Origin of the sequence: Pseudoxanthomonas sp. PXM01 (assembly GCF_014851815.1) — a bacterium.
Taxonomy (GTDB): domain Bacteria; phylum Pseudomonadota; class Gammaproteobacteria; order Xanthomonadales; family Xanthomonadaceae; genus Pseudoxanthomonas_A.
Genome location: NZ_JACVAJ010000003.1, coordinates 290726 through 305884 on the forward strand (window position 1 = coordinate 290726; position 15159 = coordinate 305884).

Consider the following 15159-nt stretch of genomic DNA (forward strand, 5'->3'; position numbering starts at 1 on the left):
CGGACCGTCGCCGGCAATGTCGGCGACGGCTCGTCTGCGTGCAGGGCAGCGCGCTCGGAATCTCCGGAAACGTGAGCCACGCCATGAAGCATTTCCTTGCCTGCCTGGCGCTGTTGGCGCCCATCGCGCACGCCGAGCCCGGCAATGCCGCCATCGACGCCGCCGTGGAACAGACATTCGAGCGCTACGGCCTGCCGGGCCTGGCGGTCGGCGTCATCCGCGATGGCGAGGTCGCGTACACGCGCGCGCTGGGTGAGCTGCGGGCCGGCAGCGATGAGAGGATCGACAACGACACGCTGTTCAAGATCGCCTCCAACAGCAAGGCGATGACGGCCGGCGTGCTGGCGCGACTGGTCGACGCCGGCAAGCTCAAGTGGGACGATCCGGTCACGAAGTACCTGCCGCAGTTCCGCATGCATGATCCGTGGGTCACGCAGCAGATGCAGGTACGCGATCTGCTGATCCACAACAGTGGTCTGGGGCTGGGCGCGGGCGACCTGATGCTGTGGCCGGAACCGAACCGGTTCACCCGGAACGACATCATCGCCGGCCTGCAACACCTCAAGCCGACCCACAGCTTCCGTGCTGCGTACGCCTACGACAACCTGCTGTATGTCGTGGCGGGCGAAGTCGCGGCCGTGGCAGGGGGAGCGTCCTACGAAGAACTGGTGAAGCGCGAACTGTTCGCGCCGCTCGGGCTGTCGCGCTGCCAGGTCGGCGAATGGAACCGCGCGGCCGTGGGCAACGTGGCGCAGCCGCACATGCGCACGTCGCAAGGCAATCGTGCCATCCGCGAAGATGATGAGGTGGTTCCCAACGTCACGTCCATGGCGGCCGGCGGCATCCGCTGCAGCCTCGACGACATGCTGACGTGGATGCGCATGTGGCTGTCGCCCGACGCGACGCCCGCGTGGCTGTCGCCAGCGCAGCGCAAGGCGGTGTGGACCGCGCACATGCCGATGCCGGTCAGCGCGCGGATGCGTGCCTGGGACAACAGCCACTTCTCCGCGTATGGGTATGGCTGGCGGTTGTCGGATGTCGATGGCGTGTGGAAAGTCGCGCATACCGGCACGCTGGCGGGCATGTACTCGTCGGTGATCCTGTTGCCGGACCAGCGCACCGGCATCGTCATTCTGATCAACGGCGAAGGCGAGGCCGCCCGTACGGTGCTGGGGCAGGTGTTGACCAAACAGTTCACTGCACCTTCGACTTCGCCGACCGTCGCGCATTACGCAGGACTGCTGGAACAGGAGCGTACCGGCGAGCGGGCTGCCAAGCCGAAGGCGGACACGCGCCATCGCGCGATCGCCAGCGCGCGGTCGCTGGCGGCATGGACCGGACACTACCGCGACCCCTGGTTCGGCGACGTCGCGTTGTGTCCCGATGGCGATCGCGTGCGCTTCGTGGCCGCACGCTCGCCGATGCTGTCGGGCACCGTCATGCGCGTGGACGAACGCTGGCTGGTGGACTGGGACGACGACAGCGTGGATGCGGAGCCGTGGCTGCACTTCGCCACGCCGCCTGCAGGTGGCGATGCCCGGCTTACACTGTCGCATGTCGATCCGGACGCGGACTTCAGCTACGACTATGCCGATCTCGATTTCCACCGCACGCAGGCGTGCCGCTGACGTGCGCGGTGCGTGGCTGCTGCTGATCTGTACCTTGCCGTGGCTGGGCGCCTGTGCGTCCTCGCTGGGTGTGCAGGTCTCGCCTGCAAAGGAAGCAGCCGACGTGGATCTGGTCGATGCCGCCACGGTCGTTCCCGGCCTGCAGCAGGACATCCGCTACGCAGGCGGCAACAACTTCGTCGGCACGCCCGTCACCGGCTATGAAGCGCCCAAGTGCCTGCTGCTGGCGCCGGTCGCGCAAGCGCTGGTGCGGGTGCAGCAGGACGTCGAGCGGGAAGGCCTGTCGCTGAAGGTGTTCGACTGCTATCGCCCCGTGCGCGCGGTCCAGCACTTCGTCCGCTGGGCGCGCGATCCGGGCGACCAGCGCACGAAGGCCGCGTACTACCCGAACCTGGAGAAGGCGAGCCTGCTCGACGGCTACATCGCCGAGACCTCCGGGCACAGTCGTGGCGCCACGCTCGACCTGACCCTGGTCCGATGCGAACGCGATGCCTGCGTTGAACTCGACATGGGCACGCCGTTCGACTTCTTCGATCCGCGCGCCAACACTGCGGACCCGTCCATCACCGACGAACAGCGCCGCAACCGCGAGCGGCTGGTGCAGGCGATGGCGCGTCACGGCTTCCAGAACTACGCGATGGAGTGGTGGCACTTCACCTTCCGTCCCGAACCCACCCCACGCACCGCCTACGACGTCCCGATCCAATGAGTCCTTCCCCTTCTTCTTCTTCCTCGCCGCAGACCGCCGATGTCGCGGTGATCGGCAGCGGTATCGTCGGCTTGTCGACGGCCCATCACCTGATGGATCGCGGGCTGTCCTGCCTGCTGATCGACGCCAAGGGGCCGGCGGGCGAGACCTCGTTCGGCAATGCCGGCTCCATCTCGGTCGGCAACGTGATGCCGCAATCCACGCCGGGCATCGTCACCAAGGCGTTGCGCATGCTGGCCAACCCGCTGGCGCCGCTGAAGCTGGATTGGGCCGTCAGCCCGTCCTATGCGCGCTGGCTACTGCAGTTCCTCAACCAGGGCCGGCTGCAGCATGTGGTGCCGATCATCGATGCCCTCAGTGCGATCAACACCGCCTCGCGCGCTGCCTGGCTGGATCTGGGCGAGCGGATCGGTGCGGGCGAACTGATCGGCCACACGGGCTACCTGCACGTCTACAGCGAGGACGCCACGTTCGAGAAGGGCGAGTGGGAACGTGGACTGATGCGCGAGCGCCGGGTCGCGTTCGACGTGCTCGATGCTGCCCAGCTGCGTGACCTCGAACCCAACATCGGCGCGGGCTTCCAGCGCGCGGTGTTCCAGCGTGATTCCCTGGCGATGCGCGATCCGGGCGAGTTCTGCCGGCGCCTGTTCGATGACCTGCGCGCGCGCGGGGCGGCATCGCTGACCGCCAGTGCGTCGGCGATCGCCAGGCACGGCGACGGCTACCGCGTCGATACCGATCACGGCCCCGTGCATGCCGGCCGCGTGGTCGTGGCCGCGGGTGCGTGGAGCAACGCGCTGCTGCGTCCGTTCGGCTTGAAGATCCCGGTGATTCCCGCGCGCGGCTACCACCTGATGTACCCGCAGGCGTCAGCGGTGGTGCAGCGTCCCACGCTGTGGGCCGAGCGCTACATGGTGGTGTCGCCGATGCAGGCCGGCATCCGCATGACCAGCATCAAGGAACTGACCGCGCTGGGCCGCGATCCGCACTACGCGCTGATCCATCGCCTCGATCCGGAAGCGCGCAAGCTGTTCCCGGGGATTACCGGCGAACCGGTATCGGAATGGGCAGGCAACCGCCCGTGCACGCCAGACTCGCTGCCCATCATCGACCGCGTGCCGGGCGAAGGAATTTTCGTCGCCACCGGCCACGGCCACCTTGGCCTGACACAGGGCCCGGTCACCGGCAGGCTGGTCGACCAGATGATGGCGGGCGATCGGCCGGAGATTCCGCTGGCGCCCTATGGGCTGGCGCGATTCGGGTAAATCCCGTTTGCTGCTGTGGGAGCGACGTGAGTCGCGATCGCGGCCCGATGGAGATACCGGTCTCGGATGGGGCGGATGAAGGCTGCAAGGGCGTTTTGCCGATGAGTCCTGCCTTGATGTGGGGCGTATCGGCCGTCAACGCGTGCGGTCGCGACTCACGTCGGTCCCACAAAAACGCCCGACAGGTCACGCACCGCCGACGAATCCTGCCTGTCGCCATGCCTCGAACACCACCACGGCCACCGTGTTGGACAGGTTGAGGCTGCGGTTGTTCGGGCGCATCGGCAGGCGGATGCGCTGGCCTTCGGGCACACCGTCCAGTACGTCCTGCGGCAGGCCGCGCGTTTCGGGGCCGAACAGGAAGGCATCGCCCGGACCGTAGGCGGGCTGGTCGTGGCGGACGCTGCCCCGCGTGCTCAGTGCGAACAGACGCGCAGGGCGGATGCGCTGCAGGGCCGCATCGAGCGAGGCGTGGACCTGCAGCGTGGCGTACTCGTGGTAGTCCAGGCCGGCGCGCTTGAGCTGCTTGTCTTCCAATGCGAACCCGAGCGGTTCGATCAGGTGCAGCCGCGCGCCGGTGTTCGCGCAGAGGCGGATGGCATTGCCGGTATTCGGGGGAATTTCCGGCTGGTACAGCAGGACGTCGATGTCCAGGGTGTCGGTCATGGCGCGCATTCTACGCGGCGCTGCACGACCTCACGGGCGGGGTGTTGCGGTGGAACTCCGGCCGCAGCGGGCTTGCGCGATGACGCAGGTGAAGCGTGTGTTGCCTGCGTATCAGCGCGAAGCCAGCTGGCCGGCCAGCACGCCCGCCTGCACCGCGATCTGCTGCATGTCCTCGGCCGACGGGCGCACGGTGACCACCGGCATGTCGATCACGCGAACCGCCTGCTGGGCGACGAACTGGGCCAGGTCTTCGGCGGTCGGCGTCACGGTGACCGTGGCCAGGTCGACGATCTTGGTGTCCTTGTAGGTGTTGTAGTGCGCCAGGTCTTCGGCGTTCGGCGTCACCGTCACGGTCGGCAGGTCGACGATGCGGGTGGTCTGGCTGGCGACGTTGTGGTTGTTGTCGGCGTGGGTGGCCGAGACGACCATGGCGCCGGCACACAGGGCGAACACGGCGGCGGCGGTCAGAGGGAGGAGGTTCTTGGCGTTCATTGTCATGCCTCTGTAGTGATGTTGTTGGGTGGTGTGGTAGTAAGGTAGTACACCTAGACGGAGCGATCAAGCAAAACTTTTCGTTTTGGTGATTTGATTCAGGCTTCAGTCAGGTTTGCCGGGTGCTGCGCTTTCTTGTTCTTGGGAACGCAGAAACCATGCCAAACACAAGTTATTGATATTTCTGTATTTATTTCGCTTCCTGCGTGTCCGCTGTCCGAAACGTCTGTCCGTCCGGTGTCCGTCCTGCGTGAATCAAGACGGGCGGTGATGTTCGTTGTGACTGCGAACACGCCGCTTCGCCCCGCGCCCGGTCATTCCGGTGCGCAAGTGTTTGGATGCCGTTCAACTCGGAAACGTTGCGCTGTGTGCGGATCGGCGCAGCCAACGTTCAGTTTCACCAGGGCAGCGGTCCACCCTGCCAGTCGAGGAAGCGCCCGCTGTCTTCGGGCGTGAGGTGATCGATCACCTGCAGCAGGCCTGCCGCGGATTCCGCTACAGAGAGCGCGGCGTTGTCGCCGCCCATGTCGGTACGCACCCAGCCCGGATGCAGGGCGACGACCTTGATGCCGCGCGACGCCAAGGCCTGCGAGAGCAGCGACGTGACCATGTTCTGCGCGGCCTTGCCGATGGCGTAGCTGGGCGTGCGGAACTCCTGCCGCAACGCGATCGAACCGATCTCCGACGAGAGGTTGGCCACCACGGCCCCGTCCGCGAGTTGCGGCGCCAGCGCCTGCGTCAGCAGGAACGGGCCCGCGGCGTGGGTGTGGAAACTGGCGTCCAGATCGTCGGCGGCAACCTGGCCGAAGCGTTCGCCGCCGCGGAGCACGCCGGCGTTGTTGATGAGCAGGTGCAGTGGCTGCTCATCGGTGACCAGGGGCAGGTCGCGCAGCAGCGCATCGCGGCTGCGGGCATCGGCCACGTCCAGCGGCAGCACGTGCAGGCGCCCCGGATGCTCGCCGGCCAGACGGTTCAACGCCGTCGCCTTGCCGGGGTGGCGGCAGGTCGCGACCACATGCCGCTGGCGGGCCAGCAACTGGGTGGCCAGTTCCAGTCCCAGGCCGCGGTTGGCCCCGGTCACCAGGCAGTGCTTGCGGTCCATGTCGCCTCCACGGGGTCGGTGGCCATGCGCCGGCGGTACCCATGCCGTTGGTCATGGCTTGTGGCCTAGTGTAATGACCGCGGGCGGCGGCTAGCATCGACGGTTCTGCAGGCCCATTCAGTAGTCAAAGGAGTGTCCATGTCCCTTTCCCGCCGGCCCCGTGCCGCCCTGCTCGCCGTTGCCCTGTCCGCCGCCCTCGGAGGCCTGGCGTACGCACCGGCCCCGACGTATGCGAAGCCGGCCGCCGGCGCGGACATCGTGATCCCCTACGAGGAATTCACCCTGCCGAACGGGCTGCGGGTGATCGTGCACACCGATCGCAAGGCGCCGATCGTGGCCGTCAACATCTGGTACCACGTGGGAAGCAAGAACGAGACCCCGGGCCGTACCGGTTTCGCGCACCTGTTCGAACACCTGATGTTCCAGGGCAGCGAAAACCATGACGGCGAGTTCTTCACTCCGTTCGAGCTGGTCGGCGCCACCGACCAGAACGGCACCACCAACCAGGACCGCACCAACTACTTCCAGAACGTGCCGACCACCGCGCTCGACATGGCGCTGTGGATGGAGTCCGACCGCATGGGCCACCTGCTCGGCGCGATCGACCAGAAGGCGCTCGACGAGCAGCGCGGCGTGGTGCAGAACGAAAAGCGCCAGGGCGAGAACCAGCCCTACGGCCGCCGCATCAGCGCGCGCATGTTCGAGGCGCTGTATCCCGCCGGCCATCCCTACAGCTGGCAGACCATCGGCTCGATGGCCGATCTCGACGCCGCCACGCTGGACGACGTGAAGACCTGGTTCCGCAGCTGGTATGGCCCGAACAACGCGGTGCTGGTGCTGGCCGGCGACATCGACGTCGCCACCGCGAAGGAGAAGGTCACCCGCTACTTCGGCGACATCCCGGCCAGCGCCACGCTGGCGGACATGAAGACCAACATCCCCACGCACGCCAAGGACACCCGCGAGACCATCCCGGACCGCGTGCCGCAGGTGCGTGTCTACCGCGCCTGGCCCGTCGCCGAGATGGGCACGAAGGACGCCACGCTGCTCGACCTGTTCGCGCAAGTGCTCGGCGGCAGCGCCGCTTCGCGCTTCGACACGCGGCTGGTGCACGGCGAGAAGATCGCCGACCAGGCGTCCGCCTACCAGTGGAGCAGCGAGATCAGCGGCACCTTCTTCCTGATGTCCACGGTCAAGGAAGGCGTCGATCCGGCCAAGGTCGAGGCGGCGCTGGACGAGGAACTCAAGCGCCTGATCACCCAGGGGCCGACGGCCGAGGAACTGGAGCGCGCTCGCGTCTCCGGCGTGGCCGGCTTCGTGCGCGGCATCGAGCGCATCGGCGGCTTCGGCGGCAAGTCCGACGTGCTGGCCTCGTGCGCCGTCTACCAGAGCAAGCCGGACTGCTACAAGGACGACCTGGCCATCTACGCCAGCGCGACCCCGGCCGAGGTCCAGGCCGCGGCCAGGAAGTGGCTGAGCGGCGGCTCGCACACCATCCTCGTGCAGCCGAGCGAAACGCCCGCCTCGGCCCTGCCGGAGACCGTGTTCGCCGCACCGGCCACCAGGCCGGCGGCCACGCCGAAGGTCGATCCGAAGTTCAAGACCACGCCCAGCACGGTCGACCGGAAGGCCGGCGTGCCGAAGACCACCACGTTCCCCGACCTGAAGTTCCCTGCCGTGCAGCGCGCCACGCTGTCCAACGGCATGCAGGTCACGCTGGCCGAACGCCATGAAACGCCCGTGGTGCAGTTCAACGTCGAGTTCCCCGGCGGTTACGCCGCCGACGTCGGCAAGAAGCTCGGCACCGCCAGCTTCGCGCTGCAGATGATGGACGAAGGGGCCGGCGAGTACGGCGCGCTTGATTTCGCCGCCCGCAAGGAAGCGCTGGGGGCGGAACTGACGACCGGTGCCGGGCTGGATTCGGCCTCGGTCGGCCTGTCGGCATTGACCGACAAGCTGGCGCCGTCGCTGGACCTGCTGGCCGACGTGCTGCGTCGTCCGACCTTCGCCACGGGCGAAGTGGAGCGTGTGCGCGCCACCTGGATCGCCGGCATCAAGCAGGAGAAGGCCCGCCCGCAGACCGCCGCGCTGCGCACGCTGCCGCCGCTGCTGTACGGCGCGGGCCATCCGTATGCCATCCCGTTCACCGGCTCGGGCACGGAAGCATCGATCGCCTCGCTGACCCGCGACGATCTGGTCGCCTTCCATCGCGACTGGCTGCAGCCGTCGCAGGCGCGCATCACCATCGTCGGCGACACCACGCTGGCCGAGATCGTGCCGCTGCTGGAAGCCCGCCTGGGCGACTGGAAGGCGGCGCCGAATGCGCCGAAGCTGGCCGCCGTGCCGAAGGTCGCCAACGCGGCCAAGGCGCGCGTGTTCCTGATCGACCAGCCCGGTGCCATCCAGTCGAACGTCTATGCCGCGCAGCTGGTGCCGCCCACCGGCGACGCCGGCACCATCGATTTCGACTTCGCCAACGGCGTGCTGGGCGGACAGTTCAGCTCGCGCCTCAACATGAACCTGCGCGAGGACAAGCACTGGGCGTACGGCTCCTACAGCGGTGCCCGCAACTCGCTCGGCCAGCGCCCCTGGTGGGCCAGCGCCGCCGTGCAGAGCGACCGCACGGCCGACTCGATGAAGGAACTGCAGAAGGAAATCAGCGAGTTCGCCACCGGCCAGGCCCCGGCCAAGCCCGACGAGATCACCAAGATCCGCGCGGCGAACACGCTGGAACTGCCGGGTGCCTACGAGACCGCGTCCGCCGTGCTGGGCCAGATCGCCTCCAACCAGCGCTATGGCCGGCCGGACGACTACATCGTGCAGTACAAGGCGCGCAACGAGGCGATCGGTGCGGCCGACGTCGCCAAGGCTGCCGGCACGTTGTCGCCGTCCTCGCTGACCTGGGTGGTGGTCGGTGACCTGTCCAAGGTCGGCGAGTCGGTCCGCGCGCTGCAACTGGGCGACGCCGTCGAGCTGGACGCCGACGGCAACATCAAGAAGTAAGCCGCGCCTGCGACGTCGCCGGTCGACGTCTTCCGTTCCCGTTCCCCGGCCTGATGCCGGGGAACGGGGCGGCGCATGGCCCGGATCGATTCATCCGGCATCGGCCAGAATGGCCACGACTCACACTCCAAGGTGACCCCGATGCGTCTCGTCCTGATTGCTGCCGCGTCCACGCTGCTGTTGTCCGCCTGCACCTGGGTGCACCTGGCGCCGGAGGCCAAGACCGTGCGCGTGGTTCCGGCAGGCGCCGCCCCCACCGGCTGCGAGAAGCGCAGCGAGATCACCGTGAAGGTGCCGGGCAGCGTCGCGTTCTATGACCGCAATACCCTGCGCGTGCGGGACGAACTGGAAACCCTGGCCCGCAACGAGGCGCCGGGCGTCCAGGCCGACACCCTGCAGCCCCTGGGCGACCCCGCCGACGGCGAGCAACGGTTCGCGGCCTTCCGTTGCGGCCGATAAAACGTGAACTGAGTCACATTTGAGGCGGAGCCTCGCGGGTCCAGCGTCCCCGTAAAGATGCGGTGAAGGCGGGAAGCCGTTACCCTTGTCGGCCCCTTCGCCTGAGCCTTGGCGCTAACCTCGATGCTCTTCAAGAATGTCTCCATCGCGGGACTGGCGCATATCGATGCGCCGCACACGCTGACGTCCGCTGAAATCAACGCCCGTCTGCAGCCCACGCTCGACCGCCTGGGCATCAAGACCGACGTGTTGAACGACGTGGCCGGCGTGCATGCCCGCCGCCTGTGGGACGCCGACGTGCAGGCCTCCGACGCCGCCACGCTCGCCGCCAGGAAGGCGCTGGAAGATGCCGGCATCGGCGCCGACAAGGTCGGCCTGGTGGTCAACACCTCGGTCAGCCGCGACTACCTGGAACCGTCCACGGCCAGCATCGTCTGCGGCAACCTGGGCGTGGGCGACCACTGCCAGACCTTCGACGTGGCCAACGCCTGCCTGGCCTTCATCAACGGCATGGACATCGCCGCCCGCATGCTCGAGCGCGACGAGATCGACTACGCGCTGGTCGTCGACGGCGAGACCGCCAACCTGGTCTACGAGAAGACCATCGAGCGCCTCAACGCCCCCGACGTCACCGAACAGCAGTTCCGCGACGAACTGGCCGCCCTCACCCTGGGCTGCGGCGCCGTGGCGATGGTGCTGACGCGCCGCGCGCTGGCGCCGGAAGCGCCGCGCTACAAGGGCGGCGTGACCCGCTCGGCGACCGAGTGGAACAAGCTCTGCCGCGGCAACCTGGACCGCATGGTCACCGATACCCGCATGCTGCTGATCGAGGGCATGAAGCTGGCCAACAAGACCTTCGCCGCCGCCAAGGTCGCGCTGGGCTGGGCGGTGGACGAACTGGACCAGTTCGTCATCCACCAGGTCAGCCGCCCGCACACGCAGGCATTCGTGAAGTCCTTCGGCATCGACCCGCAGAAGGTCATGACCATCTTCACCGAACACGGCAACATCGGCCCGGCCAGCGTGCCGATCGTGCTGAGCAAGCTGAAGGAACTGGGCAAACTGAAGAAGGGCGACCGCATCGCGCTGCTCGGCATCGGCTCGGGCCTGAACTGCACGATGGCCGAGGTGGAGTGGTAATCCCACCCCGCATGAGCCTTCCAGGGGCCGGTTCGCCGGCCCTTTTCTTTGACGGCGGCGACGCACGATGAACCTTCCCGGCTATCCCTCCCATCCGAAGCGCTTCGAGGTCCGTCCGGGCCTGTCGATGAACTACCTCGACGAAGGCCCGCGCGATGGCGAGGTCGTGGTGATGCTGCACGGCAATCCGTCGTGGAGCTATTACTGGCGCACGCTGGTGGCGGGTCTGTCCGACAGGTACCGCTGCATCGTGCCCGACCACATCGGCATGGGCCTGTCGGACAAGCCGGACGACAGCCGCTACGAGTACACCCTGCAGTCGCGCGTCGACGATGTGGCGTCGCTGTTGAAGCACCTCGGCATCACCGGCTCGGTCACGCTGGCCGTGCACGACTGGGGCGGCATGATCGGCTTCGGCTGGGCGCTGTCGCACGCCGTGCAGGTGAAGCGACTGGTGGTCACCAACACCGCCGCGTTCCCGATGCCCGCCGCGAAGGCGATGCCGTGGCAGATCGGGCTCGGTCGCGACTGGACGATCGGTGAGTGGATCATCCGCGGCTTCAATGCCTTCTCCGCAGGCGCGTCGTGGATCGGCGTCGAGCGGCGCATGCCGGCCGACGTGCGCCGCGCCTATGTGTCGCCGTACGACACGTGGGCGAACCGCATCTCCACCATCCGCTTCATGCAGGACATCCCGCTCGGCCCGCAGGACAAGGCGTGGCCGCTGCTCGACGCTGCCGGCAAGGCACTGCCGTCGTTCGCGGATCGCCCGGTGTTTCTCGGCTGGGGCCTGAAGGACTTCGTGTTTGATCGGCACTTCCTCGACGGCTTCCGCGCCGCGCTGCCGAATGCCGAAGTGCATGCCTACGAAGACGCCGGCCACTACGTGCTGGAAGACAAGCACGAGATCCTGGTGCCGCTGATCCGGGATTTCCTGGATCGCCATCCGTTGGCGTAGTCCCTTCTCCCCGAAGGATGAGTCCTTCTCCCTGCGACAGCGGGGAGAAGGTGCCGAAGGCGGATGAGGGGCGCTCTTGCCGTTGCTTTGTTTGACGGATGTCCGAGCGGCTCGCTGCGCTCGCAACCCCTCATCCGGTGCTTCGCACCACCTTCTCCCACAAGGGGAGAAGGACTAAAGCTCCGGCAACGGATTCTTGTCCGCCTCCACCACGCCCACCCAGTCGGCTTCCTCCAGCAGCGGCAACCCATGCGCCAGCCGCGCCTTGTCGCACTGCGCGCTGCGTTCGCCGAACTCCAGCGACGCCGGCACCAATGCGCACACCGACGGGCGCCGGTCGTGGATCGTGCAGCGGCTGTAGCGGCCGATGTCGGCATCCAGCGCCACGCACCACGGGCTCTTCTGCGAGGTGCCGCGCATCACGCGCTCGTGCACGCGCAGCGGCTCGGTCAGTTCGATCGGCACCACGCCGCCCTGGTCGGGATCCGCTTCGCTCCAGTGGAAGCTGACGCGGAAGTGGGCGCAGCAGGCGCCGCAGGTCAGGCAGGGATGCATCGGAGGTCGGCTGGCGGCGGTGCGCGGGCGGGACGCGCATTCTGCCAACGCCGCGGGCTGACGCAAGTACCGTCCAGCGGCGACAATGGCCGCATGACCGAACCGTGCAACATCGCCGCCAGCCTGCCCCGGCTGGCCCGCGAGCGGCCCGACCAGGTGGCGATGCGCTGCCCCGACGGCGCAGGCCGCTACACCCGCGACCTCACCTACGCGCAGCTGGACGCGCGCAGCGACGCCATCGCCGCCGGCCTCGGCGCCTGCGGCATCGGCCGCGGCACGCGCGCGGTGGTGATGGTGCGGCCGTCGCCGGAGTTCTTCCTGTTGATGTTCGCGCTGTTCAAGGCCGGTGCCGTGCCGGTGCTGGTGGACCCCGGCATCGATCGCCGCGCGCTGAAGCAGTGCCTGGACGAAGCGGAGCCTGAGGCCTTCATCGGCATCCCGCTGGCGCAGGTCGCGCGCTGCGTATTGGGCTGGGCGAAGTCGGCGAAGAAGATCGTCACCGTCGGCACACGCTGGGCCTGGGGCGGCACCACGCTGGCGAAGATCGAGGCGCGTGGCGCCGGGGCCGGCCCGCAGCTCGCGGCCACGGCGCCCGACGACGTCGCCGGCATCCTGTTCACCAGCGGCTCCACCGGCGTGCCGAAGGGCGTGGTTTACCGCCACCGCCATTTCGTCGCGCAGATCGAGTTGCTGCGCAATGCGTTCGGCATGCAGCCCGGCGGCGTCGACCTGCCGACGTTCCCGCCGTTCGCCCTGTTCGATCCCGCGCTCGGGTTGACCTCGGTGATCCCCGACATGGATCCCACGCGTCCGGCCAGCGCCGATCCCCACAAGCTGCACGACGCCATCGCACGCTTCGGCGTCACCCAGCTGTTCGGGTCGCCGGCGCTGATGAAGGTGCTCGCCGACCACGGCCAGCCATTGCCGACCGTGCAGCGCGTGACCTCCGCCGGCGCACCGGTGCCGCCGGAGGTCGTCGCGAAGATCCGCACGCTGCTGCCGGAAACCGGCCAGTTCTGGACACCGTACGGCGCCACCGAATGCCTGCCGGTCGCCGTCATCGAAGGACGCGAACTGGAGTCGACACGCGCGGCGACCGAAGCCGGCGCCGGTACCTGCGTGGGCCGCGCCGTGCCGCCCAACGAGGTCCGCATCATCCGCATCACTGATGACGCCATCGCTGACTGGGCCGAGGTCGAGCTACTGAAGGATGGCGAGGTCGGCGAAATCACCGTCGCCGGACCCACCGCCACCGACACCTACTTCCGCCGCGACGCCGCCACCCGCATCGCCAAGATCCGCGAGACGCAGGCCGACGGCAGCGAGCGCGTCGTGCACCGCATGGGCGACGTCGGCTGGTTCGATGGCGAGGGCCGGCTGTGGTTCTGCGGTCGCAAGACGCAGCGCGTCGAAACCGCCGACGGTCCGCTCTATACCGAACAGGTCGAACCGGTCTTCAACACGCATCCGCAGGTGCGGCGCACCGCGCTGGTCGGCGTCGGCGAGCCCGGTCAGCAGCGTCCCGTGCTCTGCTACGAACTGCAGCCCGGCGTCAGCGCCGAGCCTGTGCGCATCGAGGCGGAGCTACGTGCGATCGCCGCACGCCATCCGCACACCGCGCGCATCACCGCCTATCTGCCGCATCCGGGCTTCCCGGTCGACATCCGCCACAACGCCAAGATCGGCCGCGAAAAGCTGGCCGTATGGGCGGCCTCGCGGCTCGCCGACGGGTCGCATCGATGACGGACACGGTCAGCCTTTTCCTGTCGCGCACCGGGGGGCCGCCGTTCCTGGGATCGGTGGGCTACGTCAACGACGCCATCCGACCGCTGCTGGAAGCGCGTGGAATGAAGGTGGACGGCTTCCAGCCGCCGCTGGCCGGGGGCGGCACCGAAGAAGCCATGCTGCCGTTCGCCCTGGCAGCGGAGTACGCACGCCACGCCGGGCGATCGCGTGCCGACGTGGCGCTGTACGACGGCGCCGGCACGCTGGTGCTGCCGCCGGACCGGACGCACGCCGCGCGCAACGTGGTGCTGTACCACGGCCTGGTGTACGGCACCGGCAACTGGCTGACCAACGCCGCCGTCGACCTGCACCTGGGCAATTCGCCCTATCAGGCGGACGTGCTGCGCGCCCTGTTCGCCACGCCCAACTGGACGCGGCGCCGCCTGCTGAATCCCGTCGGTGTCGCCACCACGCGCGATGTGCGCCTGCCGGTGCCCTGCGTGGAGGCGCCCGACGGCCATCCGGGTTTCGCGCAGGGGAACGACCTGCCCGCCGGCGTGCTGGCGTTGGCGGACAAGGCGGTGCTGGGCCATGCCCTGCAGCACGACAAGCAGGACCTGGTCGCCACCGTCGCCATCCTCTACTGGCTGAACGTCCGCGCGCGCGAGACCGGCGCCGCGCGCGTGATGCTGCTGATCTCCGACGCATCACTCAACCAGGAGCGCTGCGCCGCCCTCGACGGCATGCTCGCCGGCACCGGTTTCCGGTGCGCGGATTTTTTCGTGCCGCTGCAGCATCTGACGCAGCGTGCGGTCGTGCAGGTCATGCGCGCCTGCCGCTTCGCGCTGGCCTATAACCGCTTCCCCGAGCCGTTCGGCTTCTACCCGCTGGAATCGGTGTACCAGGGCTGTCCGGTCTATACGAATGGCGCGGGCAACAACCGTCACCTGCTGCCGCCGGAGCACGGCATCCAGGTGCTGGAAACCGCCGGCATGGCGCCGGTGCCCGGACAGGGGCCGGACCTGCGCGCGTACCGCGCGGTGGCCGAGCGGATCGCACAGGATCTGGCCGCGCCCGACGAAACACGACGCGCCTGCGCACGTGGTCGCGACAGGATCGCGGCCACCTGGTCTATGGCGAATTTCGGCACCGATCTTGCGCAGGCGCTGGCGTCGCTGGATGAAGCGGCCCCGGCGGTGCCCGCTTTCGACGCGCTCGAGGTGGCGACCAGCCCGCTGGTGCGCAGCCTCGACCTCGACACCGGTGTGTGTTTCAACGACTACGCCACCACGGTGCTGGAAGCCGCCGAATGCGCGCTGCTCCGCGACCTGCTCGGCCATGCCGTGCACGCCCTGCCGGGCGAGGAGATGGCGCGGATCGAGCGCCAGCATCGCTTCTTCGCGCGCGGCCTGCTGACGCTTCGTATACCCACTCCGTCATCGCTTTCCTGAGGAACC

General features: G+C 68.3%; 13 protein-coding genes. 9 read left to right on the top strand and 4 right to left on the bottom strand.

Translation table 11 applies throughout. The annotated features are described in order from the left end of the window. Positions 1 to 83: 83 nt before the first annotated feature. From IB230_RS17945 to IB230_RS17955, 3 genes are read left to right on the top strand one after another with little or no spacing between them, the layout of a single operon-like run. The gene (locus IB230_RS17945) at positions 84 to 1628 is read left to right on the top strand and encodes a serine hydrolase (RefSeq protein ID WP_192274229.1); all 1545 of its coding nucleotides are present in this window, start codon (positions 84 to 86) and stop codon (positions 1626 to 1628) included. Next, on the top strand, positions 1588 to 2337 hold the full coding sequence (locus IB230_RS17950; protein ID WP_192274230.1) for a M15 family metallopeptidase: 750 nt from the start codon (positions 1588 to 1590) through the stop codon (positions 2335 to 2337). The genes IB230_RS17945 and IB230_RS17950 overlap by 41 nt, the downstream gene beginning before the upstream one ends. Beyond that, positions 2334 to 3602 carry an FAD-dependent oxidoreductase gene (locus tag IB230_RS17955; RefSeq protein ID WP_192274231.1) on the top strand — a complete coding sequence of 423 codons (1269 nt, stop codon included), beginning with the start codon at positions 2334 to 2336 and terminating at the stop codon, positions 3600 to 3602. The genes IB230_RS17950 and IB230_RS17955 overlap by 4 nt, the downstream gene beginning before the upstream one ends. Positions 3603 to 3788: 186 nt before the next feature. Here the strand turns inward: IB230_RS17955 and trmL are convergent, their stop codons facing one another. From trmL to IB230_RS17970, 3 genes are all read right to left on the bottom strand, one after another. Then, a complete protein-coding gene (trmL, locus tag IB230_RS17960; RefSeq protein WP_192274232.1) occupies positions 3789 to 4268 on the bottom strand; it encodes a tRNA (uridine(34)/cytosine(34)/5-carboxymethylaminomethyluridine(34)-2'-O)-methyltransferase TrmL in 480 nt (159 codons plus the stop codon). 111 nt (positions 4269 to 4379) lie between these two features. Further along, the gene (locus tag IB230_RS17965; RefSeq protein ID WP_192274233.1) at positions 4380 to 4760 is read right to left on the bottom strand and encodes a hypothetical protein; all 381 of its coding nucleotides are present in this window, start codon (positions 4758 to 4760) and stop codon (positions 4380 to 4382) included. 397 nt (positions 4761 to 5157) lie between these two features. Further along, positions 5158 to 5862, bottom strand: coding sequence for an SDR family oxidoreductase (locus tag IB230_RS17970; RefSeq protein WP_192274234.1), 705 nt, complete (start codon positions 5860 to 5862; stop codon positions 5158 to 5160). A gap of 138 nt (positions 5863 to 6000) precedes the next feature. On the opposite strand from IB230_RS17970, the gene IB230_RS17975 reads away from it, so the two are divergent. The 4 genes from IB230_RS17975 (at position 6001) to IB230_RS17990 (ending at position 11422) form a co-directional block, all read left to right on the top strand. After that, on the top strand, positions 6001 to 8865 hold the full coding sequence (locus IB230_RS17975; RefSeq protein ID WP_192274235.1) for a pitrilysin family protein: 2865 nt from the start codon (positions 6001 to 6003) through the stop codon (positions 8863 to 8865). 141 nt (positions 8866 to 9006) lie between these two features. After that, complete coding sequence (locus tag IB230_RS17980) at positions 9007 to 9324, top strand: DUF4156 domain-containing protein (protein WP_192274236.1); 318 nt, start codon at positions 9007 to 9009, stop codon at positions 9322 to 9324. A 123-nt stretch (positions 9325 to 9447) separates the two neighbouring features. Further along, positions 9448 to 10464 (top strand): 3-oxoacyl-ACP synthase III, encoded by a 1017-nt coding sequence (locus tag IB230_RS17985; RefSeq protein ID WP_192274237.1) that lies wholly within the window; start codon positions 9448 to 9450, stop codon positions 10462 to 10464. 67 nt (positions 10465 to 10531) lie between these two features. Next, complete coding sequence (locus IB230_RS17990; RefSeq protein ID WP_192274238.1) at positions 10532 to 11422, top strand: alpha/beta fold hydrolase; 891 nt, start codon at positions 10532 to 10534, stop codon at positions 11420 to 11422. A 174-nt stretch (positions 11423 to 11596) separates the two neighbouring features. Here the strand turns inward: IB230_RS17990 and IB230_RS17995 are convergent, their stop codons facing one another. Further along, positions 11597 to 11977, bottom strand: a complete 381-nt coding sequence (locus tag IB230_RS17995; protein ID WP_192274239.1) for a YkgJ family cysteine cluster protein — start codon at positions 11975 to 11977, stop codon at positions 11597 to 11599. Positions 11978 to 12070: 93 nt separating this feature from the next. On the opposite strand from IB230_RS17995, the gene oleC reads away from it, so the two are divergent. Beyond that, a complete protein-coding gene (gene oleC, locus IB230_RS18000) occupies positions 12071 to 13720 on the top strand; it encodes an olefin beta-lactone synthetase (protein ID WP_192274240.1) in 1650 nt (549 codons plus the stop codon). Next, positions 13717 to 15153 (top strand): hypothetical protein, encoded by a 1437-nt coding sequence (locus IB230_RS18005; RefSeq protein WP_192274241.1) that lies wholly within the window; start codon positions 13717 to 13719, stop codon positions 15151 to 15153. The genes oleC and IB230_RS18005 overlap by 4 nt, the downstream gene beginning before the upstream one ends. Positions 15154 to 15159 lie beyond the last annotated feature (6 nt).

Bases quoted from the DNA above. Each gene is read 5' to 3' on its own strand.
- IB230_RS17945 (WP_192274229.1), top strand. From the start codon at position 84: ATGAAGCATTTCCTTGCCTGCCTGGCGCTGTTGGCGCCCATCGCGCAC.
- IB230_RS17950 (WP_192274230.1), top strand. From the start codon at position 1,588: ATGCCGATCTCGATTTCCACCGCACGCAGGCGTGCCGCTGACGTGCGC.
- IB230_RS17955 (WP_192274231.1), top strand. From the start codon at position 2,334: ATGAGTCCTTCCCCTTCTTCTTCTTCCTCGCCGCAGACCGCCGATGTC.
- trmL (WP_192274232.1), bottom strand. From the start codon at position 4,268: ATGACCGACACCCTGGACATCGACGTCCTGCTGTACCAGCCGGAAATT.
- IB230_RS17965 (WP_192274233.1), bottom strand. From the start codon at position 4,760: ATGAACGCCAAGAACCTCCTCCCTCTGACCGCCGCCGCCGTGTTCGCC.
- IB230_RS17970 (WP_192274234.1), bottom strand. From the start codon at position 5,862: ATGGACCGCAAGCACTGCCTGGTGACCGGGGCCAACCGCGGCCTGGGA.
- IB230_RS17975 (WP_192274235.1), top strand. From the start codon at position 6,001: ATGTCCCTTTCCCGCCGGCCCCGTGCCGCCCTGCTCGCCGTTGCCCTG.
- IB230_RS17980 (WP_192274236.1), top strand. From the start codon at position 9,007: ATGCGTCTCGTCCTGATTGCTGCCGCGTCCACGCTGCTGTTGTCCGCC.
- IB230_RS17985 (WP_192274237.1), top strand. From the start codon at position 9,448: ATGCTCTTCAAGAATGTCTCCATCGCGGGACTGGCGCATATCGATGCG.
- IB230_RS17990 (WP_192274238.1), top strand. From the start codon at position 10,532: ATGAACCTTCCCGGCTATCCCTCCCATCCGAAGCGCTTCGAGGTCCGT.
- IB230_RS17995 (WP_192274239.1), bottom strand. From the start codon at position 11,977: ATGCATCCCTGCCTGACCTGCGGCGCCTGCTGCGCCCACTTCCGCGTC.
- oleC (WP_192274240.1), top strand. From the start codon at position 12,071: ATGACCGAACCGTGCAACATCGCCGCCAGCCTGCCCCGGCTGGCCCGC.
- IB230_RS18005 (WP_192274241.1), top strand. From the start codon at position 13,717: ATGACGGACACGGTCAGCCTTTTCCTGTCGCGCACCGGGGGGCCGCCG.